Raw genomic sequence first — 18593 nt, 5'->3', positions numbered from 1 at the left:
CCCGCGCCTCGCGTGCATCCGGGGCGGCAGGCCCCTCGAGCGGCACGCGACAGGCAGATGGCCCGCTACATCCTTCAACGCTTCCTCGGCATGCTCGCCGTGATGTTCGTGGTGGTGACGATCGTCTTCGTCATCGTCCGCGTCGCGCCAGGCGATCCCGCCGCCGTCATGCTCGGGCCCGACGCCACGGCGCAGGACGTGGCGACCCTGCGTGCCCGCCTCGGCCTCGATCAGCCGCTCGTCGTCCAGTATGTCTATTTCCTCGGGCAGCTCCTGCAGGGCGACCTCGGCCAGTCGATCTTCCTTGACCGCCCGGTGACGACCGCACTCGCCGAGCGGGCCGAGCCGACCTTCTTCCTGACACTGTTCTCGATCCTGATCGCGAGCCTGATCGCGCTGCCGATCGGCATCTACGCCGCCTACCGGCGCGGTTCGCTGTTCGACCAGGCGGCGACGACGGCGGCGATGCTCGCCGCGAGCATCCCGAGCTTCTGGCTCGGCCTCATCTTCATCCAGTTCTTCGCCGTGCGCTTCGGCCTCTTCCCCGTCTCGGGCTATGGCGGGCCGGATGCCGGCTTCCTCGTCCGCCTGCAGCATCTCGCCCTGCCGGCACTCGCGCTCGGCGTCGTCTCCTCGGCGCTCATCCTGCGCTTCACCCGCGCCTCGATGCTCGACGTGCTCGGCGACGATTACGTGCGCACCGCGCGCTCCAAGGGCATGGGCGAGTTCCGCGTGGTCATGCGCCACGCCTTCAAGAACGCCCTTATCCCGATCCTCACCGTCATCGGCCTCACCGCCGCGCTCCTCGTCTCGGGAGCGGTCATCACCGAGACGGTCTTCGGCCTGCCCGGCGTCGGCAATCTCGTCGTCTCGGCCGTGCTGCGCCGCGACTATCCCGTCATCCAGGGAGCGCTGCTCGTCATCGCCGCGCTCTACGTTCTCATCAATTTCGCGATCGACATGCTCTACCTCGTCGTCGATCCGAGGGTGCGCTACTGATGGCCGCGTCCGCTCCCACTGCCGGTAACAGCGAGCGCGTGAGGCTCCTCGGCCTTCTCCTCAAGCGCAGGACGGTCGTCGTCGGCCTCGTCGTGCTCGGCCTCATCGCCGCCCTCGCGATCCTCGCGCCGCTCATCGCTCCCTATGCGCCCAACAAGCTTTCGGTCGTCAACCGGCTGAAGCCGCCGGGCGGCACCTGGCTCTTCGGCACCGACGAGTTCGGCCGCGACGTCTTCTCGCGCACCATCTACGCCGGGCGCCTGTCGCTCCTCGTCGGCGGCGCGGTCGTCGTCATGGCGGCGGTCCTCGGCGTCACGCTCGGCCTGTGCGCCGGCTTCTTCCGCCGGCTCGACACGCCGATCGCGCGCATCATCGACGCGATGATGGCCTTCCCCGACATCCTGCTCGCCATCGCCCTCGTCGCCGCCCTGGGGCCGTCGCTCGTCACCGTCATCGTGGCGCTCGGCATCGTCTATGCGCCGCGCCTCGCCCGCATCGTGCGCGCCTCGACGCTTGTCATCCGCGAGCTGCCCTATGTGGAGGCGGCCCGGGCGCTGGGCGTTTCCACGCCGCGCATCATGACGCGGCACGTGCTGCGCAATCTTGTCTCGCCCATCCTGGTGCAGGGCACCTTCATCTTCGCCTACGCCATGCTGGCGGAGGCCGGGCTCTCCTTCCTCGGCCTCGGCGTCAGCCCCGAGGTGCCGACATGGGGCACGATGATTGCCGCCGGCCGCCAATACATCGGCCAGGCCGACTGGATGACCCTCTTCCCGGGCGTCGCCATCGTGCTCTCGGTGCTGTCGCTGCAGATGGTCGGCGACGGCCTGCGCGACGTGCTCGATCCGCGCCTGAGGAAGGACCTGTGATGCGCGCCGCGACCTTCAGAGGCGGGCGCCGCCGCCCCGCCGCCTTCGACGCACAGTGAGCACCGCCATGTCCACCGCCCCCGGGCCCCTTCTCCTCGCCGACGTCAGGCCGGTCGCCTTCGGCCCCGGCACGCCCCGCGGCCCCCTCGACATCCTCGTCGGCGGCGACGGGCGCATCGCGGCGGTCGGACCGTCGCTCGCCGCGCCGGCGGGCGTGACGCGCATCGACGGCAAGGGCGCCTGGGTATCGCCCGGCTGGATCGACCTGCACGCCCATGTCTGGCACGGCGGCACCGACATCTCGATCCGCCCGTCGCTCTGCGGCGTCGAGCGCGGGGTCGCGACCATCGTCGACGCGGGCTCGGCGGGCGAGGCGAGTTTCGAGGGCTTCCGCGAGTTCGTCATCGACAGGGCGCGTGAGCGCATCAGGGCCTTTCTCAACATCGGCTCGATCGGCCTCGTCGCCTGCAACCGCGTGAGCGAGCTCATCGACATCCGCTCGATCGACATCGACCGCACCATCGCCTGCGTCGAGAAGCATCGCGACGTCATCGTCGGCCTGAAGGTGCGCGCAAGCCACGTCATCCTCGGCTCCTGGGGCATCACCCCCGTCAAGGTGGCAAAGAAGGTCGCCAAGATCCTCAAGCTGCCTCTGATGGTGCACGTGGGCGAGCCGCCGCCGCTCTACGACGAGGTGCTCGGGGTGCTCGGACCCGGCGACGTCGTGACCCACTGCTTCAACGGCAAGGCCGGCGGCAGCCTCATCGAGGACGAGGATCTCTTCGCGCTCGCCGAGCGCTGCGCCGGCGAGGGCATCCGCCTCGACGTCGGCCACGGCGGGGCGTCCTTCTCCTTCCGCGTGGCGGAGGTCGCCATCAAAAGGGGGCTTCTGCCCTTCTCCATCTCGACCGACCTGCACAACCGCTCGCTCGACAATCCCGTCTGGGATCTCGCCACCACCATGTCGAAGCTCCTCGCCATCGGCATGCCCTTCGACAAGGTGGTGGAAGCGACGACGCTCGCGCCCGCGAGCGTGATCGGCCTGCCGACGGACGGGCTCCTCGGGCCGGGCGCGCGCGCGGAATTCACCGTCTTCGAGGTCCGGGACGCCGATCTCAGGATCGTCGATTCGATGGGCGACGCGGCGACCTTGAGCCGGCTCATCGAACCGCGCTGGACGATCCTCGGCGCCGAGGCGATCCGCGCCGGCCGCTACGAGGCCCGCGGCGGCTCATTGAACGGCTCGGCCTGCCCTCACTGCGGATGGGTGTTGTCGCGATGACCGAGCTCGCTGCGGATGTCGTCCTGCAGGTCGAGGACCTGAGGACCCATTTCGAACTGGGCCGCCGGGTGGCGAAATCCGTCGACGGCGTGAGCTTTTCCGTGCGCCGGGGCGAGACGGTCGCCGTCGTCGGCGAGTCGGGGTCGGGCAAGTCGGTGACGAGCCTGTCGATCATGCGGCTCCTCGCTCCTCCGGGGCGCATCATCGGCGGGCGCATCCTCTACCGCCGGCGGGACGGCAGCATGGTCGACATCGCTGAGCTCCCCGAGAAGGCGATGCGCGCCGTGCGCGGCCGGGAGATCGCCATGATCTTCCAGGAGCCGATGACGAGCCTCAACCCGCTCTTCACCGTCGGCGACCAGATCAGCGAGATGATCCTCCTGCACGAGCCGGTCGGGCGCGCGGCCGCCCGCGCGCGGGCGAAGCGCATGCTCGAACTCGTCGAGATCCCGGCGGCGGAGCGGCGCCTCGATGACTATCCGCACCAGATGTCCGGGGGCATGCGCCAGCGCGTCATGATCGCCCTCGCCCTCGCCTGCACCCCCTCGCTCCTCATCGCCGACGAGCCGACGACCGCCCTCGACGTGACGATCCAGGCGCAGATCCTCGATCTGCTGCGGCGTCTGCAGGCGCAGATCGGCATGTCGATCCTCTTCGTCACGCACAATCTCGGCGTCGTCGCCGAGATCGCGCACGAGGTCGTCGTCATGTATGCCGGCCGCGTCGTCGAGCAGGCCCCGGTCACCCGGCTCTTCGAGCGCCAGAAGCACCCCTACACCAGGGGCCTCCTCGCCTGCATTCCCGACGCGAGCCGCGACCGCGGCGCGGCGGGCGAGCGCCTGCGCCTCAACCCGATCCCGGGCAACGTGCCCAACGTGACGGCGCTGCCTGCGGGCTGCAGCTTCGCGGCGCGCTGCCCCTATGTCGTCGACGTCTGCACGAAGGATCCCGGCCCGCCCCTCGTCGCAGCCGAGGTCGCCCATCTCTCCCGTTGCTGGAGGCACGAGGCGCTATGACTGTCGTGACCCATCCCGAGAGCGACGTGCGCGCGCGGCAGGGCGGCACGCTGCTCTCCGTCGAGCACCTGTGCAAGCAGTTCCCGGCCAAGTCCGGCCTCGTGAAGGCCGTCGACGACGTGAGCTTCACGATCAGGCGCGGCACGATCGTCGGGCTCGTGGGCGAGTCGGGCTCGGGCAAGACGACGGTCGGGCGCTGCCTGTTGCGGCTCATCGAGCCGTCCGGCGGCCGCGCCGTGTTCGACGGCGTCGACCTGTTCGCTCTCTCCGAGCGACAGATGCGCACCTGTCGCCGGCGCCTGCAGATTGTGTTCCAGGACCCCTATTCGAGCCTCAATCCGCGCCTCAGAGTCGAGGACATCATCAGCGAGGCCCTCGACACCCACGGTCTCGCCCGCGGCGCCGCGCGCCGCGAGCGCATCGCCGAGCTGCTGACGCGCGTGGGCCTCAACCCGGAGCATGCGCGCCGCTACCCGCACGAGTTCTCCGGCGGCCAGCGCCAGCGCATCGGCATCGCCCGGGCGCTCGCCGTCGAGCCGGAATTCATCGTCGCCGACGAGCCCGTGTCGGCGCTCGACGTTTCGGTGCAGGCGCAGATCCTCAACCTGATCCAGGACCTGCAGCAGGCCCATGGCCTGACGATGCTGTTCATCGCCCATGACCTCTCGGTCGTCGAATGTCTCTGCGACGAGGTGGTGGTGATGTATCTCGGCCGCGTCATGGAACGCGGCCCGAGCCGCCGCGTCTACGCCAACCCGCGCCACCCCTACACGCGTGCGCTCCTCTCCACCTCGCCGGTGCCCGACCCCAGGGCGCGCCGGGAGCGCGTCGTACTCCGGGGCGATATCCCGAGTCCTCTCGACCCGCCGTCCGGCTGTGTCTTCCGCACCCGCTGCCCGCACGCCATCGGCGCCTGCGCCCAAGTCGTGCCACCGGCCGAGGCGGTCGGCCCCGATCATGTCGTCGCCTGCATCCGCCAGGCCGAACTCGCCGCATGACCTTTCAGGAGTTTCGTGTGACCCACGCCGTCGACCAGATGGACCGCGCTGCCGCCGACACGCCCTACGCGCGGCTCGCGGCGCTCGGCCTCGCGCTGCCGAAGGCGCCGCCGCCGATCGCCAACTTCGTCACCCACGTGCGCGAGGGCGATCTGCTCTTCCTCTCCGGCCAGGGCCCGCGCGAGGCGGACGGCCATCTCCATGCCGGCAAGGTCGGCGCCGACGTGAGCGTCGAGGAGGCCTATGCCCATGCACGGCTCGCCGGTCTCAATCTCATCGCCGTCATGCATGCGGCGCTCGGCGACCTCGGTCGTGTCAGGCGCGTCGTGAAGCTCCTCGGCATGGTCAACGGCACGCCCGACTTTGCGGATCATCCACAGGTGATCAACGGCTGCTCCGATCTCTTCGTCGCCGTCTTCGGAGAGGCGGGGCGGCACGCGCGCTCCGCCGTCGGCTTCGGCTCGCTGCCGGGCAACATCACCGTCGAGATCGAGGCGATCGTGGCAGTGAGGGATTGATGCGCCCCTGCCGAGGGAGCGGCTCCTAATGCCCGCGCCAGCCGAGTGTCGTCTCGATGCGCTCCGCCGCCGCCTTGACGGCATCGGTGTAGCGCGCGCTGTCCTGCGCGACCTTGTGCTCGGGCAGGACGATGGAGATCGTGGCGACGCAGGCCCCGCTCGCGTCGACGATGGGCGAGGCGACGCAGGCCACCGCATAGTCGGATTCGCCTGCCTGGATCGACAGACGCTCGCCGAGCGCCACGCCCGCTGCGCGCGCGAGCGTCGCAGGATCGGTCTCGGCGCGGCCGGTGGGCGAGGCCTTGGCACAGCGCGTGAACAAGGCCAGGCGCTCCGCCTCCGGCAGGTGACCGACGAGGAGGCGCCCCGACGCCGTCCAGTTCAGCGGCACGCGCGTGCCGATGCGCGACGTGACGCGGAAATGGCCGGGGCCGTCAGCCATGGCGAGCACGACCATATGGTCGCCGTCGCGGCCGCAGACCTGCACGGTCTCCTCCGACAGGCGGCAGAGCTCGTGCATCTCGCGGGTCGCGACGTCGAGGAAGTCGAGCGAGCGGGCATAGGCGAGGCCGTAGTGATAGAGCCGCGGCCCCAGCCAGACGCAGCCGTCGCCGCGCCGGCTGAGCAGGCCCTTCTCGACGAGATCGTCGATGATGACGTAGGCCGTCGACAGGGGCGCGCCGATCGCCTTGGCGATGGCATAGGCGCCGGCGGGTGTGCCTGTCTCGAGCAGATGGTCGAGTACCTGCAGGGCCCGGTCGATGCCGCTCACGCGCGAACGGCGGGCGCCCTGCGTCTCCTGGCTATCGGCGGTGGCGCGGCTGTGCGGTGTTCTCACATCCACGGGCGGGCTCCTTCCCCGTTCCGGCAGCGATCTGGCCGGGCAATCATACACCACCACTACACAATAATGTCAGGCATTCCAACGGACCGGAACATCACGGGCGGCAGCCTGTCCGAGAGGAGAGCAGCATGAGCGATCAGGACATCCGTGTGACATTGGGCCTGCGCCCCGTCATCAACGTGTCGGGGACGATGACCTCGCTCGGCGCTTCCATAGCGGTCCCGGAGGCGATCGCGGCGATGACCGCCATCCTGCCGCAGTTCGTCGAGATCGACGACCTGCAGCGAAAGGTGAGCCCCGTCATCGCCCGGCTGACGGGCGGGGAGGCGGGCTTCGTCACCGCCTCCTGCTCGGCCGGCATCACGCTGGCCGTCGCCGCAGCCATGACCGGGCCGGATCTCGCCGCCATCGAACGCCTGCCCGATACCACCGGCCTCAGGAACGAAGTCGTCATCCAGATGGGCCATGTGGTGAGCTACGGCGCGCCGATCGACCAGGCGATCCGCCTCGCCGGTGCGAAGGTCGTGCCCGTCGGCCAGGCGACCTCGGCCCGGCGCTACCATCTCGAGGGCGCCATCACCGAGCGCACGGCGGCGGCCGTCTACGTCGTCTCGCATCACACGGTGCAGTACGGCCTCGTGCCGCTCGACGAGTTCGTCGCCGTCTGTCACGGCAAGGGTGTGCCGGTCATCGTCGACGCCGCCTCCGAATATGATCTCCGGGGCTTTCTGGCGCAGGGCGCCGACCTTGCGCTCTATTCGGCCCACAAATTCCTCGGCGGGCCGACGGCGGGCATCGTGGCCGGGCGGAAGGACCTGGTGCGCGCCTCGTTCCTGCAGAACCTCGGCATCGGTCGCGGCATGAAGGTCGGCAAGGAGAGCATGTTCGGCACCATGGCCGCGCTCGAGGCCTGGGAGCGGCGCGACCACGCCGCCGTGCGCGCCCGCGAGACGGCGCATCTGGAGCTCTGGGAACGGACGCTCGCCGGGCGGCCCGGCGTCAGCGCCGCGATCGAGCCCGACCCGACCCACAACCCGCTCGAGCGCCTGCGCGTCAACCTGCGGCCGGAGGAGGCACACATCACGGCCTGGGACCTCGCCGACGCCCTCGCCGCCGGCGAGGTCCCGATCATCGTGCGCGACCACGAGATCGAGCACGGCTACTTCTATCTCGACCCGTGCAACCTGCACCCGGGCGAGGAGACGATCGTGGCAAGGCGCCTCGGCGAGGAACTCGACAAGGCCCAGCGCTCCAACGAGATCATCGCCACGCCGCTCGAACGCCGCCGCAACCGCCGCGCCGAGGCGCTGATGCGCTGGCCGGACTGAGGTGCACGCCCCCGGGGGGCCGCGGGTCGGCGCGCGGCGGGGCGAAGGTCTGCGACGCTCCGGACTGCCCCGGTAGCGCCTGTCCACCGGCGGGAGGCGCGCCTTGCGACCCGCCGGGCGGGGCGAGCCGGGCCTCCATGCGGTGAGGCCGGCGCCGAGTACCATCACCGGCGCGTCACTGCGGCTCCCGGCCGATGGCTCGCCCCGGCCGGCGAGCCCGCAAGCGTGCGAAGCGCCGCCCCGCTCATGGCCTCCTCACGCCCCGTCATCGGGCGGCCGGTGATGTCGGTGACCTCGACCATTGCCCTGCCGCCCCTGGCCGAGGCGGCCAAACCGGCGAAGGCGACGAGGCTCGCGAGCAGACACAGAACGAATTCGAAGGGCGCCACCCGATAGGGGGCGCGCGGCAGGGCGACGAACGACATGACATGACCTCCTTGCCCGACCGGGGTTCAAGGCCCCGCGCCAAGGCCTGTCTTGCAGGGCTCCCGGACATTGTCCGCGCGCCCTCCTCGTCGCTAACGGCCATGGCGGAAAATATCAAGAAAAATCAATAATTTATACTTATTTCAATGTAAGGGGGCCGATCGCGATGTCGCCGTCGGCGCCTGGGCGGGACACCGGACGGCTCTTCGGCGAGGGGGCACCGTGCGCCTCAGCCCAACCGGCGCCGGCTGACAGCCCACCACGTGCGGCGAAGGACCTCTCCCGACCGCCGCACGGCTTCGCGCGACATCCGCATGACCAGATCACCGAGACGCTCGGCCAGGGCGAGGCTGCGGTCCAGGCCGGGGGTCGCCGTTGCCGAAGCCCCTTCGGGCGGCTCCTCCGGGATGAGCGCCACCGTCGTCACGACACCGTCGTCGGCGCCCCGCGCCACCAGGGTCACGGGTCCGAGTGCGATCCGGTCGCCCTCGCGCACGCCTTCCTCGAAGGTATCGGCGAAGAGCGCGCCGAGCGACATGTCGCCCATGTCCTCCGCCACGGGGATGCCGTAGGCGCCAGCGAGGTCGCCGAGCTTGACCTCGGGGCCGAATATGAAGACGCCGGAGAGGGCCCTGTCGTGATGCCCTTCGAAGGCGGCGAAGAGACGGTCAAGGCGCTTCACTCGCTCGGGCGGCGCGAGAAAATAGCCGTAGTCGCCAATGCGCAGGACGCCCGCCTGCTCCGGCGTCAGCACCTCCCCGCCGCGCACGATGAGCACCGCCCGCGCCCAGGAGGGCAGCGTGCCGCGGTCCATGACCGGGCTGTCGGCGAGGATGGGGTAGCCGACCATTTCGAGATCGAGCTGGCCGGGCAGGTCGATCTCGACGCGGCTCACCTCCGGCGCCGGGTCGGCGAGCGCCACGCCCGAGCGCCGGGCGGCGACCGTCACGCTCCAACCCTGTACGAGCAGGGAGACCAGGACGACGAAGAAGGCGACGTTGAAATAGACCTCGGCGTTCGGCACGCCCGAGAGCGTCGGGATGGCGGCCAGGAAGATGGAGACCGCCCCGCGCAGCCCCACCCAGGAGACGAAGGCCTTCTCCATGCGCGAGAAGCGGAAGGGCGTGAGGCAGAGCCACACGGCGACGGGCCGGCCGACGAGGATGAGGAAGAGCGCGATGACGAGCGCCGGCAGCGCGTAGCCGACGAGCTTCGCCGGCGTGACGAGCAGACCGAGGACAAGGAACATGACGATCTGGCACAGCCAGGTCGCCGCGTCATGGAAGCTCAGGATGGAAGCGAAGGCGCGTACCGGCCGGTTGCCAAGGACGAGTCCCGCCAGATAGACAGCGAGGAAGCCCGACCCGTCGGCGATCGCCGCGAGCGCGTAGATGAATACGGCGGATGCGACGACGAGCAGCGGGTGGAGGCCGGCGGGAAAGGCGATGCGGTTCAGCACCCACGACATGCCGAGCCCGGCCGAGAGGCCGAGCGCGGCCCCGACGAGCCCCTGGCGGACGAGGAGATTGGCCACCTCCCAGGTGGGGGCCCCTTCCCCGGCGAGCACGAGCTCGACCAGCAGCACGACGAGGAACACGGCGACGGGATCGTTCGTCGCCGATTCGATCTCGAGCGTGGCGTTGACGCGGCGCCGCAGCTGCAGGCCGCCGGCGCGCATGAGGAAGAAGACGGCCGCGGCGTCGGTCGAGGCGACGACCGAGCCGACGAGCAGACCCTCCAGCCAGCCGAGGCCGAGCACCAGCTTGGCGACGAAGCCGGTGAGCCCCGCCGTCAGCACCACGCCGGCGGTGGCGAGAAGCGTCGCGGGCGCCACGGCGCCGCGCACGCCGGCAAGGCGCGTCCTGAGGCCGCCGTCGAACAGGATGATGGCCAGCGCCAGCGAGCCGATGAGATAGGTGGTGCGATAGTCGCTGAAGGCGATGCCGCCCGGGCCGTTCTCGCCCGCCGCCATGCCAAGGACGAGGAAGACGAGGAGGAGCGGCGCGCCGAAGCGCGAGGCGATGAGGCTCGAGGCGATGCCGAGGACGACGAGGCCCGCCCCGAACAGGAGCAGTGAATTGACGAGAGAGATGCTATCCATCCGCCCCTGAACCCACCTTTCGCCCGACGTCTATCGCCGCCCCGGCGGAACGAAAGGCCAACCCGTGGGGTTGGCCTGCGAGCCTTGCGTCCACCCGAGCCCCGACCGCTTCCGCGGGACAGCCCGGGCCGCGCGCCGCCCGGACGCCCGCCGGCGAGGATCGCGGCACGAACCTCTCCCGGAAACCGGGGAATTCCCGTGGAAACCGAATCGCGAGGATGAGATCGCAACCGAGCTTGCCCAAATTCGGGCGAAAGCTGAAAGATTCGGGCGCTCAGGGCGATTTTCGCCGCGGACGCGTGCGCCGCACAACAATCCTGCGGCGGAAAGGCGGTCACGCAGCCGTAACCGCCCCTTAATCCGCCATATTTACCCTCGCAAGAGCGTGTCGGACGGATGGGCGGTGCTGGAACGCACGGACGCGCAGGCCCGCGCGATGGAACGGAGATCGGACACTGCCGGGCGCCCTCCGGCGGAACTGACGCGAGACTTCGAGCAGGACGCATGGCTGAGGGTTACGGCACGGGACGGCGGCGCGAGCCGGGCTTCGGCGAAGCAGCCTGGGACCACGCGCCCGAGACGCTCGATTTCGGTCTCTCGCACGCGGACCGTGCCTCGGCCGGCCCGGCGCGCCCCGGAACGCGCAGCCGCGAGACGGCGGCCGCCGCCAGATCCGGTCGGCGGCGCGAGCCGACCTTCGAGCCGACGATCGCGCCGGTCGACGACCCGCTTGCCGCGAGCCACCGCCCGGCCGCCCGGCGTGACGCCACGGAGCGGGCGGCACAGCACCCGGCGCCCACGGCGCGCCACAGCCACGAGGAGGCGGCCATGAGCCCTCGCAGGAGCGCCAGGAACGGCGGCAGCGGTGGGCGCCGCAGCGGCGGGGCGGGGCGGCGCGGCGGCGGCCGGCGCCAGCGCTCCTTCCTCGGCCATCTCGTCTACATCGCCTGCGTCATCGGCCTGTGGGGCATCATCGGCATCGCCGGCGTCGTCGCCTATCACTTCGCACAGCTGCCGCCCATCGACCAGCTCGCGGTGCCCAAGCGCCCCCCGAACGTCGCTATTCTGTCCGCCGACGGCTCGCTCCTCGCCAACCGCGGCGACACGGGCGGCCAGGCGGTGTCGCTCAAGGATCTGCCGCCCTACCTGCCGAAGGCCTTCATCGCCATCGAGGACCGGCGCTTCTACAGCCACTTCGGCATTGATCCCATGGGCATCGCCCGCGCGGTCGTGCGCAACGTGACATCGCGCGGGGTTGCGCAGGGCGGCTCGACGCTGACGCAACAGCTCGCCAAGAACCTCTTCCTGACGCAGGAGCGCACCGCCTCGCGCAAGATCCAGGAGGCGATCCTGGCGCTCTGGCTAGAGCAGAAATTCAGCAAGGCCCAGATCCTCGAGCTCTATCTCAACCGCGTCTATTTCGGCGCTGGCTCCTACGGCGTGGAGGCGGCGGCGCTGCGCTACTTCGGGAAGCCTGCGAAGGACGTGACGCTGTCCGAAGCCGCGGTGCTCGCCGGCCTCGTGCAGGCGCCGTCGCGGCTTGCCCCCAACCGCAACCCCGACGCAGCGCAGGCGCGCGGCCAGCTCGTGCTCACCGCGATGGCAGAGGAGGGCTTCATCAGCGCGGCCGAGGCGAAGACGGCGCTCAGCAATCCTGCCACCGCCGTGCGGCCGCGCGGCGCCGGATCGGTCAACTACGCCGCCGATTACGTCATGGATGTGCTGGATGACTTCATCGGCACGGTGGAAAAGGACATCGTCGTCGAGACGACGGTGGACAACCGCCTGCAGGCCGCGGCCGAGCGCGCCATCGTCGAGGAGCTCGACCGCAACGGCGCCAAGTTCGGCGTGCGGCAGGGCGCCCTCGTCTCGCTGGCGCCGGACGGCGCCATCAAGGCCCTCGTCGGTGGACGCAACTACGGCGAGAGCCAGTTCAACCGCGCCACCGCCGCCAAGCGCCAGCCCGGCTCCTCCTTCAAGCCCTTCGTCTTCCTCGCCGCCCTGGAGAACGGCCTGACGCCGGACAGCGTGCGGGAGGACGCCCCGATCAACTACAAGGGCTGGCAGCCGGAGAACTATTCGCGCCGCTACAGCGGACCGATGACGCTGACCACTGCGCTCGCCCACTCGATCAACACGGTGACGGCCCGGCTCATCCTGGAGATGGGGCCGCAGGCGGCGGTGCGCACGGCCCAACGCCTCGGTGTCACCTCGTCGTTGCAGGCGACGCCGGCGCTTGCCCTCGGCACGTCGGAGGTGCGGCCCATCGAGCTCGTCGCCGCCTATGCTGCCTTCGCCAACGGCGGCACCGGCGTCATCCCCTATGTCATCAGGCAGGTGAAGACGACCGACGGAGAGGTCGTCTACAAGCGCACGCCGACCGACCTCGGCCGCGTGATCGACCCTCCCTATGTCGGCATGATCAACGGCATGCTGCACGAGGTCATGGCCTCGGGCACGGGGCGCAAGGGCAACATCCCCGGCTGGGAGCTCGCCGGCAAGAGCGGCACCACGCAGGAATACCGCGATGCGTGGTTCGTCGGCTTCTCGAGCAGGCTCGTCACCGGCGTCTGGCTCGGTAACGACGACAACACGCCGATGAAGCGCGTCACGGGCTCGAACCTGCCGCTCGAAGCGTGGACGCAGTTCATGAAGGTCGCCCTGCAGGGCCAGACACCGGCGCCGCTCCCCGGCGAGCCGTGGCGCCGCCAGGCCGCGCCGGTGGACGATGGAGAAGGGGCGGCGCCCCTGACCCAGCCGCTGCCGCCGGCTGCGCAGGGCTCCGCACCCGCGCAGGCGATCACCCAGCCGGCGGACGGCGGCCTGCGGCCTCCAGGCGCGGTCGCCGGTCAACGAGCCGTGCCGCCGCCACGGCGCGAGCGCGGCCTTCTGGAACAGCTCTTCGGGGGATAGTCGCGCCTCGTCTCACGTGGCCGCGCCGATCCGGCTGCCGAAGCGGTTGATCAGGAAGGCGACGACGCCCAAGGCGGCGATGGTTGCCGGCAGCGGCACCGCCGAGCCGCGCAGCATGTGGCCGACGAAGAGGCCGACGAGGGCCGCCAGCGTCATCTGGCAGATACCGAGCAGGGACGAGGCTGCGCCGGCACGCTCCGGAAAGGGCATCATCGCGGCCGCGGCCGCCTGGGGCATCGTGAGGCCGACCCCCATCGTGTAGAGCGCCATCGGCAGGGTGATCTCGAAGGAAGAGCCGGTGCCGACGAGCACGAGGCCCAGCATGACGAGCCCGCCGGCGCACAGGCAGGCGACACCGAGCCCGATGGTGCCGTCGAGGCCCAGCCGGCCGACGAGGCGCTGCGCCACGACCGTTCCGGCGATGTAGCCGAGGACGACAGAGGCGAAGGACAGGCCGAAGGCGATCTCGCCGAGGCCATAGACCCCCTGCAGCACGAAGGACGAACCGGAGATGAAGGCGAAGAGCCCTGTATAGGTGAGTGCCGACAGGGCGACGTACAGGCGATAGCCGCGATGCTGCAGCAGCACGGCGAAACCGCGCGCCACCCCGAGCAGCGACAGGGGGTCCTGCGAACGGGCACGCAGCGTTTCGGGCAGGGTGAGGACGACCGTCGCCCCGAGGCCCAGGCTGAAGAGGAGGCTCGCGAGGAAGACCGAGCGCCAGCCGAACCACGTCTGCAGGAAGCCGCCGAGGACCGGCGCCAGGGCCGGCACGAGGCCCATGATGGTGCCCATGCGCGACAGCTCGCGCCCCGCGCGCGGCCCCTCGTAGAGATCCCGCACGACGGCGCGGGCGAGCACGATGGGTCCGGAGCCGCCGAGCGCCTGGAAAAAGCGCGCGAGGATCAGCGCCTCCACATTGGGCGCGAAGGCGCAGGCGGCCGTCGCCGCGATGAAGAGGGCGAGGCCGCCGAGGAGGACGGGCTTGCGGCCGAACTTGTCGGAGAGGGGACCGTAGACGAGCTGGCCGGCGGCGAAGCCGAAGAGGAAGGCCGAGAGCGTCGCCTGCACGGCGGCGGTCGTCGTGCCGAAATCCCGCGCGATGGCCGGGAGCGAGGGCAGATACATATCCGTCGACAGGGGCCCGAGCGCGGTGAGCAGGGCGAGCACCGCCGTCATGGCGAGCGTGTCGGGACGAAGGCGCATGAAGCTCCGGGCTCTCGGGCTCGAGGGACGGGACACGGCGGCGCGACGCCGGCCGCGAGATGGTTGCGGGTGTAACCGGCAGGCGGCGGCCTGTCGAGCCGACACCGGCCGTCGCGCCGGCCCGCGCAGGTCGGGCGGCCGTCAGCCGTAGCGGTGCAGTTCGGCGCCGTGGCGCTTGAGCCAGCGCTCCGCCTCCTGCGTGCGGGGGCAGAGCCCGTGCACGACGCGCCAGAAGCGATGCGAATGGTTCATCTCCGCAAGATGAGCAACCTCGTGAGCGGCGAGATAGTCGAGGACGAAGGGTGGTGCGAGGATCAGCCGCCAGGAGAAATTGAGGCGCCCGCTCGCCGTGCACGAGCCCCAGCGGCTCGTGGTGTCGCGCACCGTGATCGCCCTGCCGCGCCGGCCGAGGGCCGCGGTGTGGCGCGCCACCGCCTCGGCGAGGTCGCGCTCGGCCTCGCGGCGCAGGAAGTCGCGCACCCGGCGCGGCACATGCGGCGCCTCGCCCGAAACCGCGATGACCGCGCGGCCCTCGCCATCCGTACCCGCGGCGACGGGCCCGCGCTCGCCGACCCGGTGCAGGATGCGGTGGGGAACGCCGCGCAGGGGCACCGTATCGCCCGGCCGGAGAAGGATGCGCTCGGGCAGACGCTGGAGGCGCGCCGCGATCCAGGCCCCATGCGCCTCGACGAACCGGGTTGCAGCCTTGAGGTCGCCCCCCACCGGCAGCGTCAGGACAATCTCGCCGGTCGCGTTTGACACGCGCAAGGTGAAGCGCCGTGCGGCCGCGCGTCGCCGCACGGCGACCCGGAACAGCTCTCCGCCGTGCACGACGCTGATGTGGTCGGGATCGGGCGCCGCGCGCCGGAAGAGACTGACCCGCATGGCCGGCATGATGCGGTGGCGGCGAAAGCCTGTCATCCGGTGCCGCGGCAGCGACCGGTGCTCACTCCGCCGCCAGCCGGCGACCCTTGCGGCCGCCCGCCTCGGCCTCGATGGTGGCGATGAAGTCGGCGATGCGCGGCGCGATCTCGGCGCGGAAGCGCGAGCCGTTGAAGACGCCGTAGTGCCCGACGCCCTTCTGCAGGTGGTGCACCTTGAGATCGTCGGGCAGGTTCACGCACAGGTCGTGCGCCGCCTTCGTCTGGCCGACACCCGAGATGTCGTCCTTCTCGCCCTCGACGGTCATCAGGGCCGTGCGGCGGATGGCGGCGAGATCGACGGGCTTGTCGCGGTGCATCATGCGCCCCTTGGGCAGGGCATGCCGCACGAAGACGGTGTCAACCGTCTGCAGGTAGAACTCGGCGGTCAGGTCCATCACCGCGAGATATTCGTCGTAGAATTCACGGTGCTTCTCGGCGGAATCGCCGTCGCCCTCGACGAGATGGTTGAACATCTCCCAATGCGCCGTGAGGTGCCGGTCGAGATTCATGGCCATGAAGCCCGAGAGCTGCAGGAATCCGGGATAGACGTCGCGCATGAAGCCCGGATAGCTCATCGGCACGGTGACGATGCAGTTGCGCCGGAACCAGTCCGTCCCCCGCTCCTTGGCGAGCTGGTTGACGGCCGTCGGCGACCGGCGCGTATCGATCGGCCCGCCCATCAGGATCATGGAGCGCGGCGCCCGCGAATCGCCCTCCGCCTCCACGCGCGCCACCGCGGCGATCACCGGCACTGCCGGCTGACACACGGCCATCACGTGCACGTCGGGGCCGAGGACATGCAGCATCGAGATGACATAGTCGATGTAGTCGTCGAGGTCGAAGCGCCCTTCCGCGAGCGGCACCGTGCGGGCGTCCGCCCAGTCGGTGATGTAGACCTCGTGGGTCGGCAGGAAGGCTTCCACCGTGCCGCGCAGCAGCGTGGCGTAGTGGCCGGACATCGGCGCCACGATGAGCAGCTTCGGCTGGCGTACGGGCTTGGCGTGCCCGAGCGCACGTTCGAAATGCAGGAGGCTGCAGAACGGCCGCTCCCACACCACGCGCTCGCGCACAGCCACGCGCTCGCCGCCGACGAGCGTCGTCGAGAGGCCGAATTCCGGCTTGCTGTAGCGGCGAGTCGAGCGCTCGAACAGCTCGCAGGCGGCCGAGATGGTGCGGCCGTAGGTGGTGTAGGTGAGCGGGTTGGCCGGGTTGTTGAACAGGAGCCGCGTCGCATCCGAGAGCATGCGGGCCGGGCCGACGGCGGCGTGCGCCGCTTCGTACCAGTAGTAGGCGAGGTTCATTCCCACCCCCTTATTCGGGCGGGGCCCTCCGTCCAAGCGAATCGACCCCGTTGGGTGCAACGCACAAACCGGCGTGCAATGTAACGTTTCAATGAAACGATTCAAACCTACGAAAGGCTAATGAATCCTGAGCGTTGCCCAACTTCCGGTGCGTAAGTCGGGCGGAATGATGCTCCGCAGCAAAGCTCCGTGACGCGTCACATTCCGCTGCAAGTCGATGAAAAACAGCGTTAATTTGCCGCAAGAGCGCCCTGTTGCGCCGACGGCTCGGAGAAGGGTGCCGGAAGGCGGTGGAAAACCTGTCGATAACCGGGCCGTGAAACGCCGGGAGCATGCTCCGGACGTGTCGAAGGAGGCTTGTGGGGCGACTGCCGAGGGTTTAGCGGCAAGAATCACCGCCGATCACGCCGGGCGATGGTGCCGGGCGAAAGCGCTGGAGGGAGGCGACATGGCCGATACGGCTGTGACCGATCCGGGCCGCGACGCCCAGCATCTGCGGCTCGACACCCTGGTCAGGCTGCGCTGGCTCGCCGTGATCGGCCAGAGTACGGCGGTCGCCGGGGTGCATTTCGGCCTCGGCTTCCCGCTGCCCTTCGGGCTCTGCTTCCTCGCCATCGCCATTTCCGCTTGGCTGAACATCGCCCTGCGCATCCGCTACCCCGTGAGCTACCGCCTCGGCGACACGGCGGCGTCGATCCTGCTCGGCTACGACATCCTACAGCTCGCGGCGCTCCTCTATCTCACCGGCGGGCTCGAAAACCCCTTCGCGCTGCTCTTCCTCGCGCCGGTCCTGATCTCGGCGACGGCCCTGCCCCCCGGGCGCACGCTCGTCCTCGGCATCCTGGCGGTGATCAGCGCCACGGCGCTCGTCTTCTATCATCGCCCGCTGCCGTGGATCCCCGGAGAAACCCTGCAGCTCCCCTTCCTCTACGTGGCAGGCATCTGGTGCGCGATCCTGCTCGGCCTCGCCTTCACCGGCGTCTATGCCTGGCGCGTGGCGGAGGAGGCGCGCGACCTCGCAGCGGCGCTCACGGCGACCGAGCTCGTGCTGGCGCGCGAGCAGCACCTGTCGCAGCTCGATGGGCTCGCGGCCGCGGCCGCGCACGAGCTCGGCACGCCGCTGGCCACCATCACGCTCGTCGCCAAGGAGCTGAGCCGCCTCGCACCCAAGGAAGGCCCCTTCACCGAGGACATCGCCCTCTTGCGCGACCAGGTGGATCGCTGCCGCGAGATCCTGGGCAAGCTCACCTCGCTCAGCACGGAGGAGGCAGGGCCGCTCGAGCACATGACGCTCAGCCACCTCATCGAGGAAGTGGCCGGCCCCCAGCGCCCCTTCGGCGTGCCCATCACGGTGGTCCGGCAAGGGGAGGCACCGGAGCCCGTCTGCCGGCGCAATCCAGGCATCCTCTACGGCCTCGGCAATCTCGTGGACAATGCGCTCGACTTCGCCCGCGCCGGCGTCGGCATCGAGGCGCGGTGGACGAGCGACAGCGTCAGCGTCACAGTGCACGACGACGGCCCCGGCTTCGCGCCGGAGGTGCTGCTGCGCCTCGGCGAGCCCTATGTCACCACGCGCGGGGCGCACCGGCGCGGCACCGAGGACGCCGGCAGCGGCCTCGGCCTCGGGCTGTTCATCGCCAAGACGCTGCTCGAGCGCTCGGGGGCGAGCATCACCTTCACGAACGCCGCCGCGCCCGAGCACGGTGCGGTGGTGACCGTGGCCTGGCCGCGGGCGGCCTTCGAGCGCGATCTCCCGCCGGCGGCACGGGCGACGCGCCTCCTGCATGTGACAGACGCGTGAAAATGCCTATCTATTCAGGCAGAATTCCAGCCGTTGCATAGACAAACTCATTACCGAGCCGACGAGGA

15 protein-coding genes are annotated in these 18593 nt (G+C 70.3%); 9 read left to right on the top strand and 6 right to left on the bottom strand.

Features of this window, described 5'->3' with window-relative positions:
* The first annotated feature begins 57 nt into the window (after nucleotides 1-57).
* From QNA08_RS11340 to QNA08_RS11315, 6 genes are all read left to right on the top strand, one after another.
* Nucleotides 58-999 (top strand): ABC transporter permease, encoded by a 942-nt coding sequence (locus QNA08_RS11340; RefSeq protein WP_283740821.1) that lies wholly within the window; start codon nucleotides 58-60, stop codon nucleotides 997-999.
* On the top strand, nucleotides 999-1868 hold the full coding sequence (locus QNA08_RS11335; protein ID WP_283740820.1) for an ABC transporter permease: 870 nt from the start codon (nucleotides 999-1001) through the stop codon (nucleotides 1866-1868). The genes QNA08_RS11340 and QNA08_RS11335 overlap by 1 nt, the downstream gene beginning before the upstream one ends.
* 67 nt (nucleotides 1869-1935) lie before the next feature.
* A complete protein-coding gene (locus QNA08_RS11330) occupies nucleotides 1936-3150 on the top strand; it encodes an amidohydrolase/deacetylase family metallohydrolase (protein ID WP_283740819.1) in 1215 nt (404 codons plus the stop codon).
* Nucleotides 3147-4166, top strand: a complete 1020-nt coding sequence (locus tag QNA08_RS11325) for an ABC transporter ATP-binding protein (protein WP_283740818.1) — start codon at nucleotides 3147-3149, stop codon at nucleotides 4164-4166. The genes QNA08_RS11330 and QNA08_RS11325 overlap by 4 nt, the downstream gene beginning before the upstream one ends.
* The gene (locus QNA08_RS11320; protein ID WP_283740817.1) at nucleotides 4163-5164 is read left to right on the top strand and encodes an ABC transporter ATP-binding protein; all 1002 of its coding nucleotides are present in this window, start codon (nucleotides 4163-4165) and stop codon (nucleotides 5162-5164) included. The genes QNA08_RS11325 and QNA08_RS11320 overlap by 4 nt, the downstream gene beginning before the upstream one ends.
* 38 nt (nucleotides 5165-5202) lie before the next feature.
* Nucleotides 5203-5682: a RidA family protein gene (locus QNA08_RS11315; protein ID WP_283740945.1), complete on the top strand. Its 480-nt coding sequence runs from the start codon at nucleotides 5203-5205 to the stop codon at nucleotides 5680-5682.
* A 25-nt stretch (nucleotides 5683-5707) separates the two neighbouring features.
* Here the strand turns inward: QNA08_RS11315 and QNA08_RS11310 are convergent, their stop codons facing one another.
* Nucleotides 5708-6526, bottom strand: a complete 819-nt coding sequence (locus tag QNA08_RS11310) for an IclR family transcriptional regulator (RefSeq protein WP_283740816.1) — start codon at nucleotides 6524-6526, stop codon at nucleotides 5708-5710.
* Nucleotides 6527-6654: 128 nt separating this feature from the next.
* Between QNA08_RS11310 and QNA08_RS11305 the strand changes: the two genes are divergently transcribed.
* Complete coding sequence (locus QNA08_RS11305) at nucleotides 6655-7854, top strand: aminotransferase class V-fold PLP-dependent enzyme (RefSeq protein WP_283740815.1); 1200 nt, start codon at nucleotides 6655-6657, stop codon at nucleotides 7852-7854.
* Between the two features lie 164 nt (nucleotides 7855-8018).
* On the opposite strand, the gene QNA08_RS11300 is transcribed toward QNA08_RS11305, so the two are convergent.
* Both QNA08_RS11300 and QNA08_RS11295 read right to left on the bottom strand, forming a co-directional pair.
* On the bottom strand, nucleotides 8019-8279 hold the full coding sequence (locus QNA08_RS11300; RefSeq protein ID WP_283740814.1) for a hypothetical protein: 261 nt from the start codon (nucleotides 8277-8279) through the stop codon (nucleotides 8019-8021).
* Between the two features lie 230 nt (nucleotides 8280-8509).
* Entirely contained in the window at nucleotides 8510-10381 is a 1872-nt protein-coding gene (locus tag QNA08_RS11295) for a potassium/proton antiporter (protein WP_283740813.1), read from the bottom strand.
* 828 nt (nucleotides 10382-11209) lie between these two features.
* On the opposite strand from QNA08_RS11295, the gene QNA08_RS11290 reads away from it, so the two are divergent.
* The gene (locus QNA08_RS11290) at nucleotides 11210-13294 is read left to right on the top strand and encodes a penicillin-binding protein 1A (RefSeq protein WP_283740944.1); all 2085 of its coding nucleotides are present in this window, start codon (nucleotides 11210-11212) and stop codon (nucleotides 13292-13294) included.
* Between the two features lie 12 nt (nucleotides 13295-13306).
* Here QNA08_RS11290 and QNA08_RS11285 read toward each other — a convergent pair whose 3' ends face one another.
* The 3 genes from QNA08_RS11285 to QNA08_RS11275 form a co-directional block, all read right to left on the bottom strand.
* Nucleotides 13307-14500: a multidrug effflux MFS transporter gene (locus tag QNA08_RS11285; protein WP_283740812.1), complete on the bottom strand. Its 1194-nt coding sequence runs from the start codon at nucleotides 14498-14500 to the stop codon at nucleotides 13307-13309.
* Nucleotides 14501-14641: 141 nt separating this feature from the next.
* Nucleotides 14642-15385 (bottom strand): M48 family metallopeptidase, encoded by a 744-nt coding sequence (locus tag QNA08_RS11280; protein WP_283740811.1) that lies wholly within the window; start codon nucleotides 15383-15385, stop codon nucleotides 14642-14644.
* 61 nt (nucleotides 15386-15446) lie between these two features.
* Nucleotides 15447-16724, bottom strand: coding sequence for a polyhydroxyalkanoate depolymerase (locus QNA08_RS11275; RefSeq protein ID WP_283740810.1), 1278 nt, complete (start codon nucleotides 16722-16724; stop codon nucleotides 15447-15449).
* 448 nt (nucleotides 16725-17172) lie between these two features.
* On the opposite strand from QNA08_RS11275, the gene QNA08_RS11270 reads away from it, so the two are divergent.
* Nucleotides 17173-18525: an ActS/PrrB/RegB family redox-sensitive histidine kinase gene (locus QNA08_RS11270; protein WP_283740809.1), complete on the top strand. Its 1353-nt coding sequence runs from the start codon at nucleotides 17173-17175 to the stop codon at nucleotides 18523-18525.
* The last annotated feature ends 68 nt before the right edge of the window (nucleotides 18526-18593 follow it).

The organism is Chelatococcus albus (assembly GCF_030067675.1).
In the GTDB taxonomy this organism is placed as follows: Bacteria; Pseudomonadota; Alphaproteobacteria; order Rhizobiales; family Beijerinckiaceae; genus Chelatococcus_A; species Chelatococcus_A albus.
The sequence above is the reverse complement of the archived record's forward strand: the minus strand, read 5'-3'. Positions and strand labels throughout refer to the sequence as shown.

Bases quoted from the DNA above. Each gene is read 5' to 3' on its own strand.
- QNA08_RS11340 (WP_283740821.1), top strand. From the start codon at position 58: ATGGCCCGCTACATCCTTCAACGCTTCCTCGGCATGCTCGCCGTGATG.
- QNA08_RS11335 (WP_283740820.1), top strand. From the start codon at position 999: ATGGCCGCGTCCGCTCCCACTGCCGGTAACAGCGAGCGCGTGAGGCTC.
- QNA08_RS11330 (WP_283740819.1), top strand. From the start codon at position 1,936: ATGTCCACCGCCCCCGGGCCCCTTCTCCTCGCCGACGTCAGGCCGGTC.
- QNA08_RS11325 (WP_283740818.1), top strand. From the start codon at position 3,147: ATGACCGAGCTCGCTGCGGATGTCGTCCTGCAGGTCGAGGACCTGAGG.
- QNA08_RS11320 (WP_283740817.1), top strand. From the start codon at position 4,163: ATGACTGTCGTGACCCATCCCGAGAGCGACGTGCGCGCGCGGCAGGGC.
- QNA08_RS11315 (WP_283740945.1), top strand. From the start codon at position 5,203: ATGGACCGCGCTGCCGCCGACACGCCCTACGCGCGGCTCGCGGCGCTC.
- QNA08_RS11305 (WP_283740815.1), top strand. From the start codon at position 6,655: ATGAGCGATCAGGACATCCGTGTGACATTGGGCCTGCGCCCCGTCATC.
- QNA08_RS11300 (WP_283740814.1), bottom strand. From the start codon at position 8,279: ATGTCGTTCGTCGCCCTGCCGCGCGCCCCCTATCGGGTGGCGCCCTTC.
- QNA08_RS11295 (WP_283740813.1), bottom strand. From the start codon at position 10,381: ATGGATAGCATCTCTCTCGTCAATTCACTGCTCCTGTTCGGGGCGGGC.
- QNA08_RS11290 (WP_283740944.1), top strand. From the start codon at position 11,210: ATGAGCCCTCGCAGGAGCGCCAGGAACGGCGGCAGCGGTGGGCGCCGC.
- QNA08_RS11285 (WP_283740812.1), bottom strand. From the start codon at position 14,500: ATGCGCCTTCGTCCCGACACGCTCGCCATGACGGCGGTGCTCGCCCTG.
- QNA08_RS11280 (WP_283740811.1), bottom strand. From the start codon at position 15,385: ATGCGGGTCAGTCTCTTCCGGCGCGCGGCGCCCGATCCCGACCACATC.
- QNA08_RS11275 (WP_283740810.1), bottom strand. From the start codon at position 16,724: ATGAACCTCGCCTACTACTGGTACGAAGCGGCGCACGCCGCCGTCGGC.
- QNA08_RS11270 (WP_283740809.1), top strand. From the start codon at position 17,173: ATGGCCGATACGGCTGTGACCGATCCGGGCCGCGACGCCCAGCATCTG.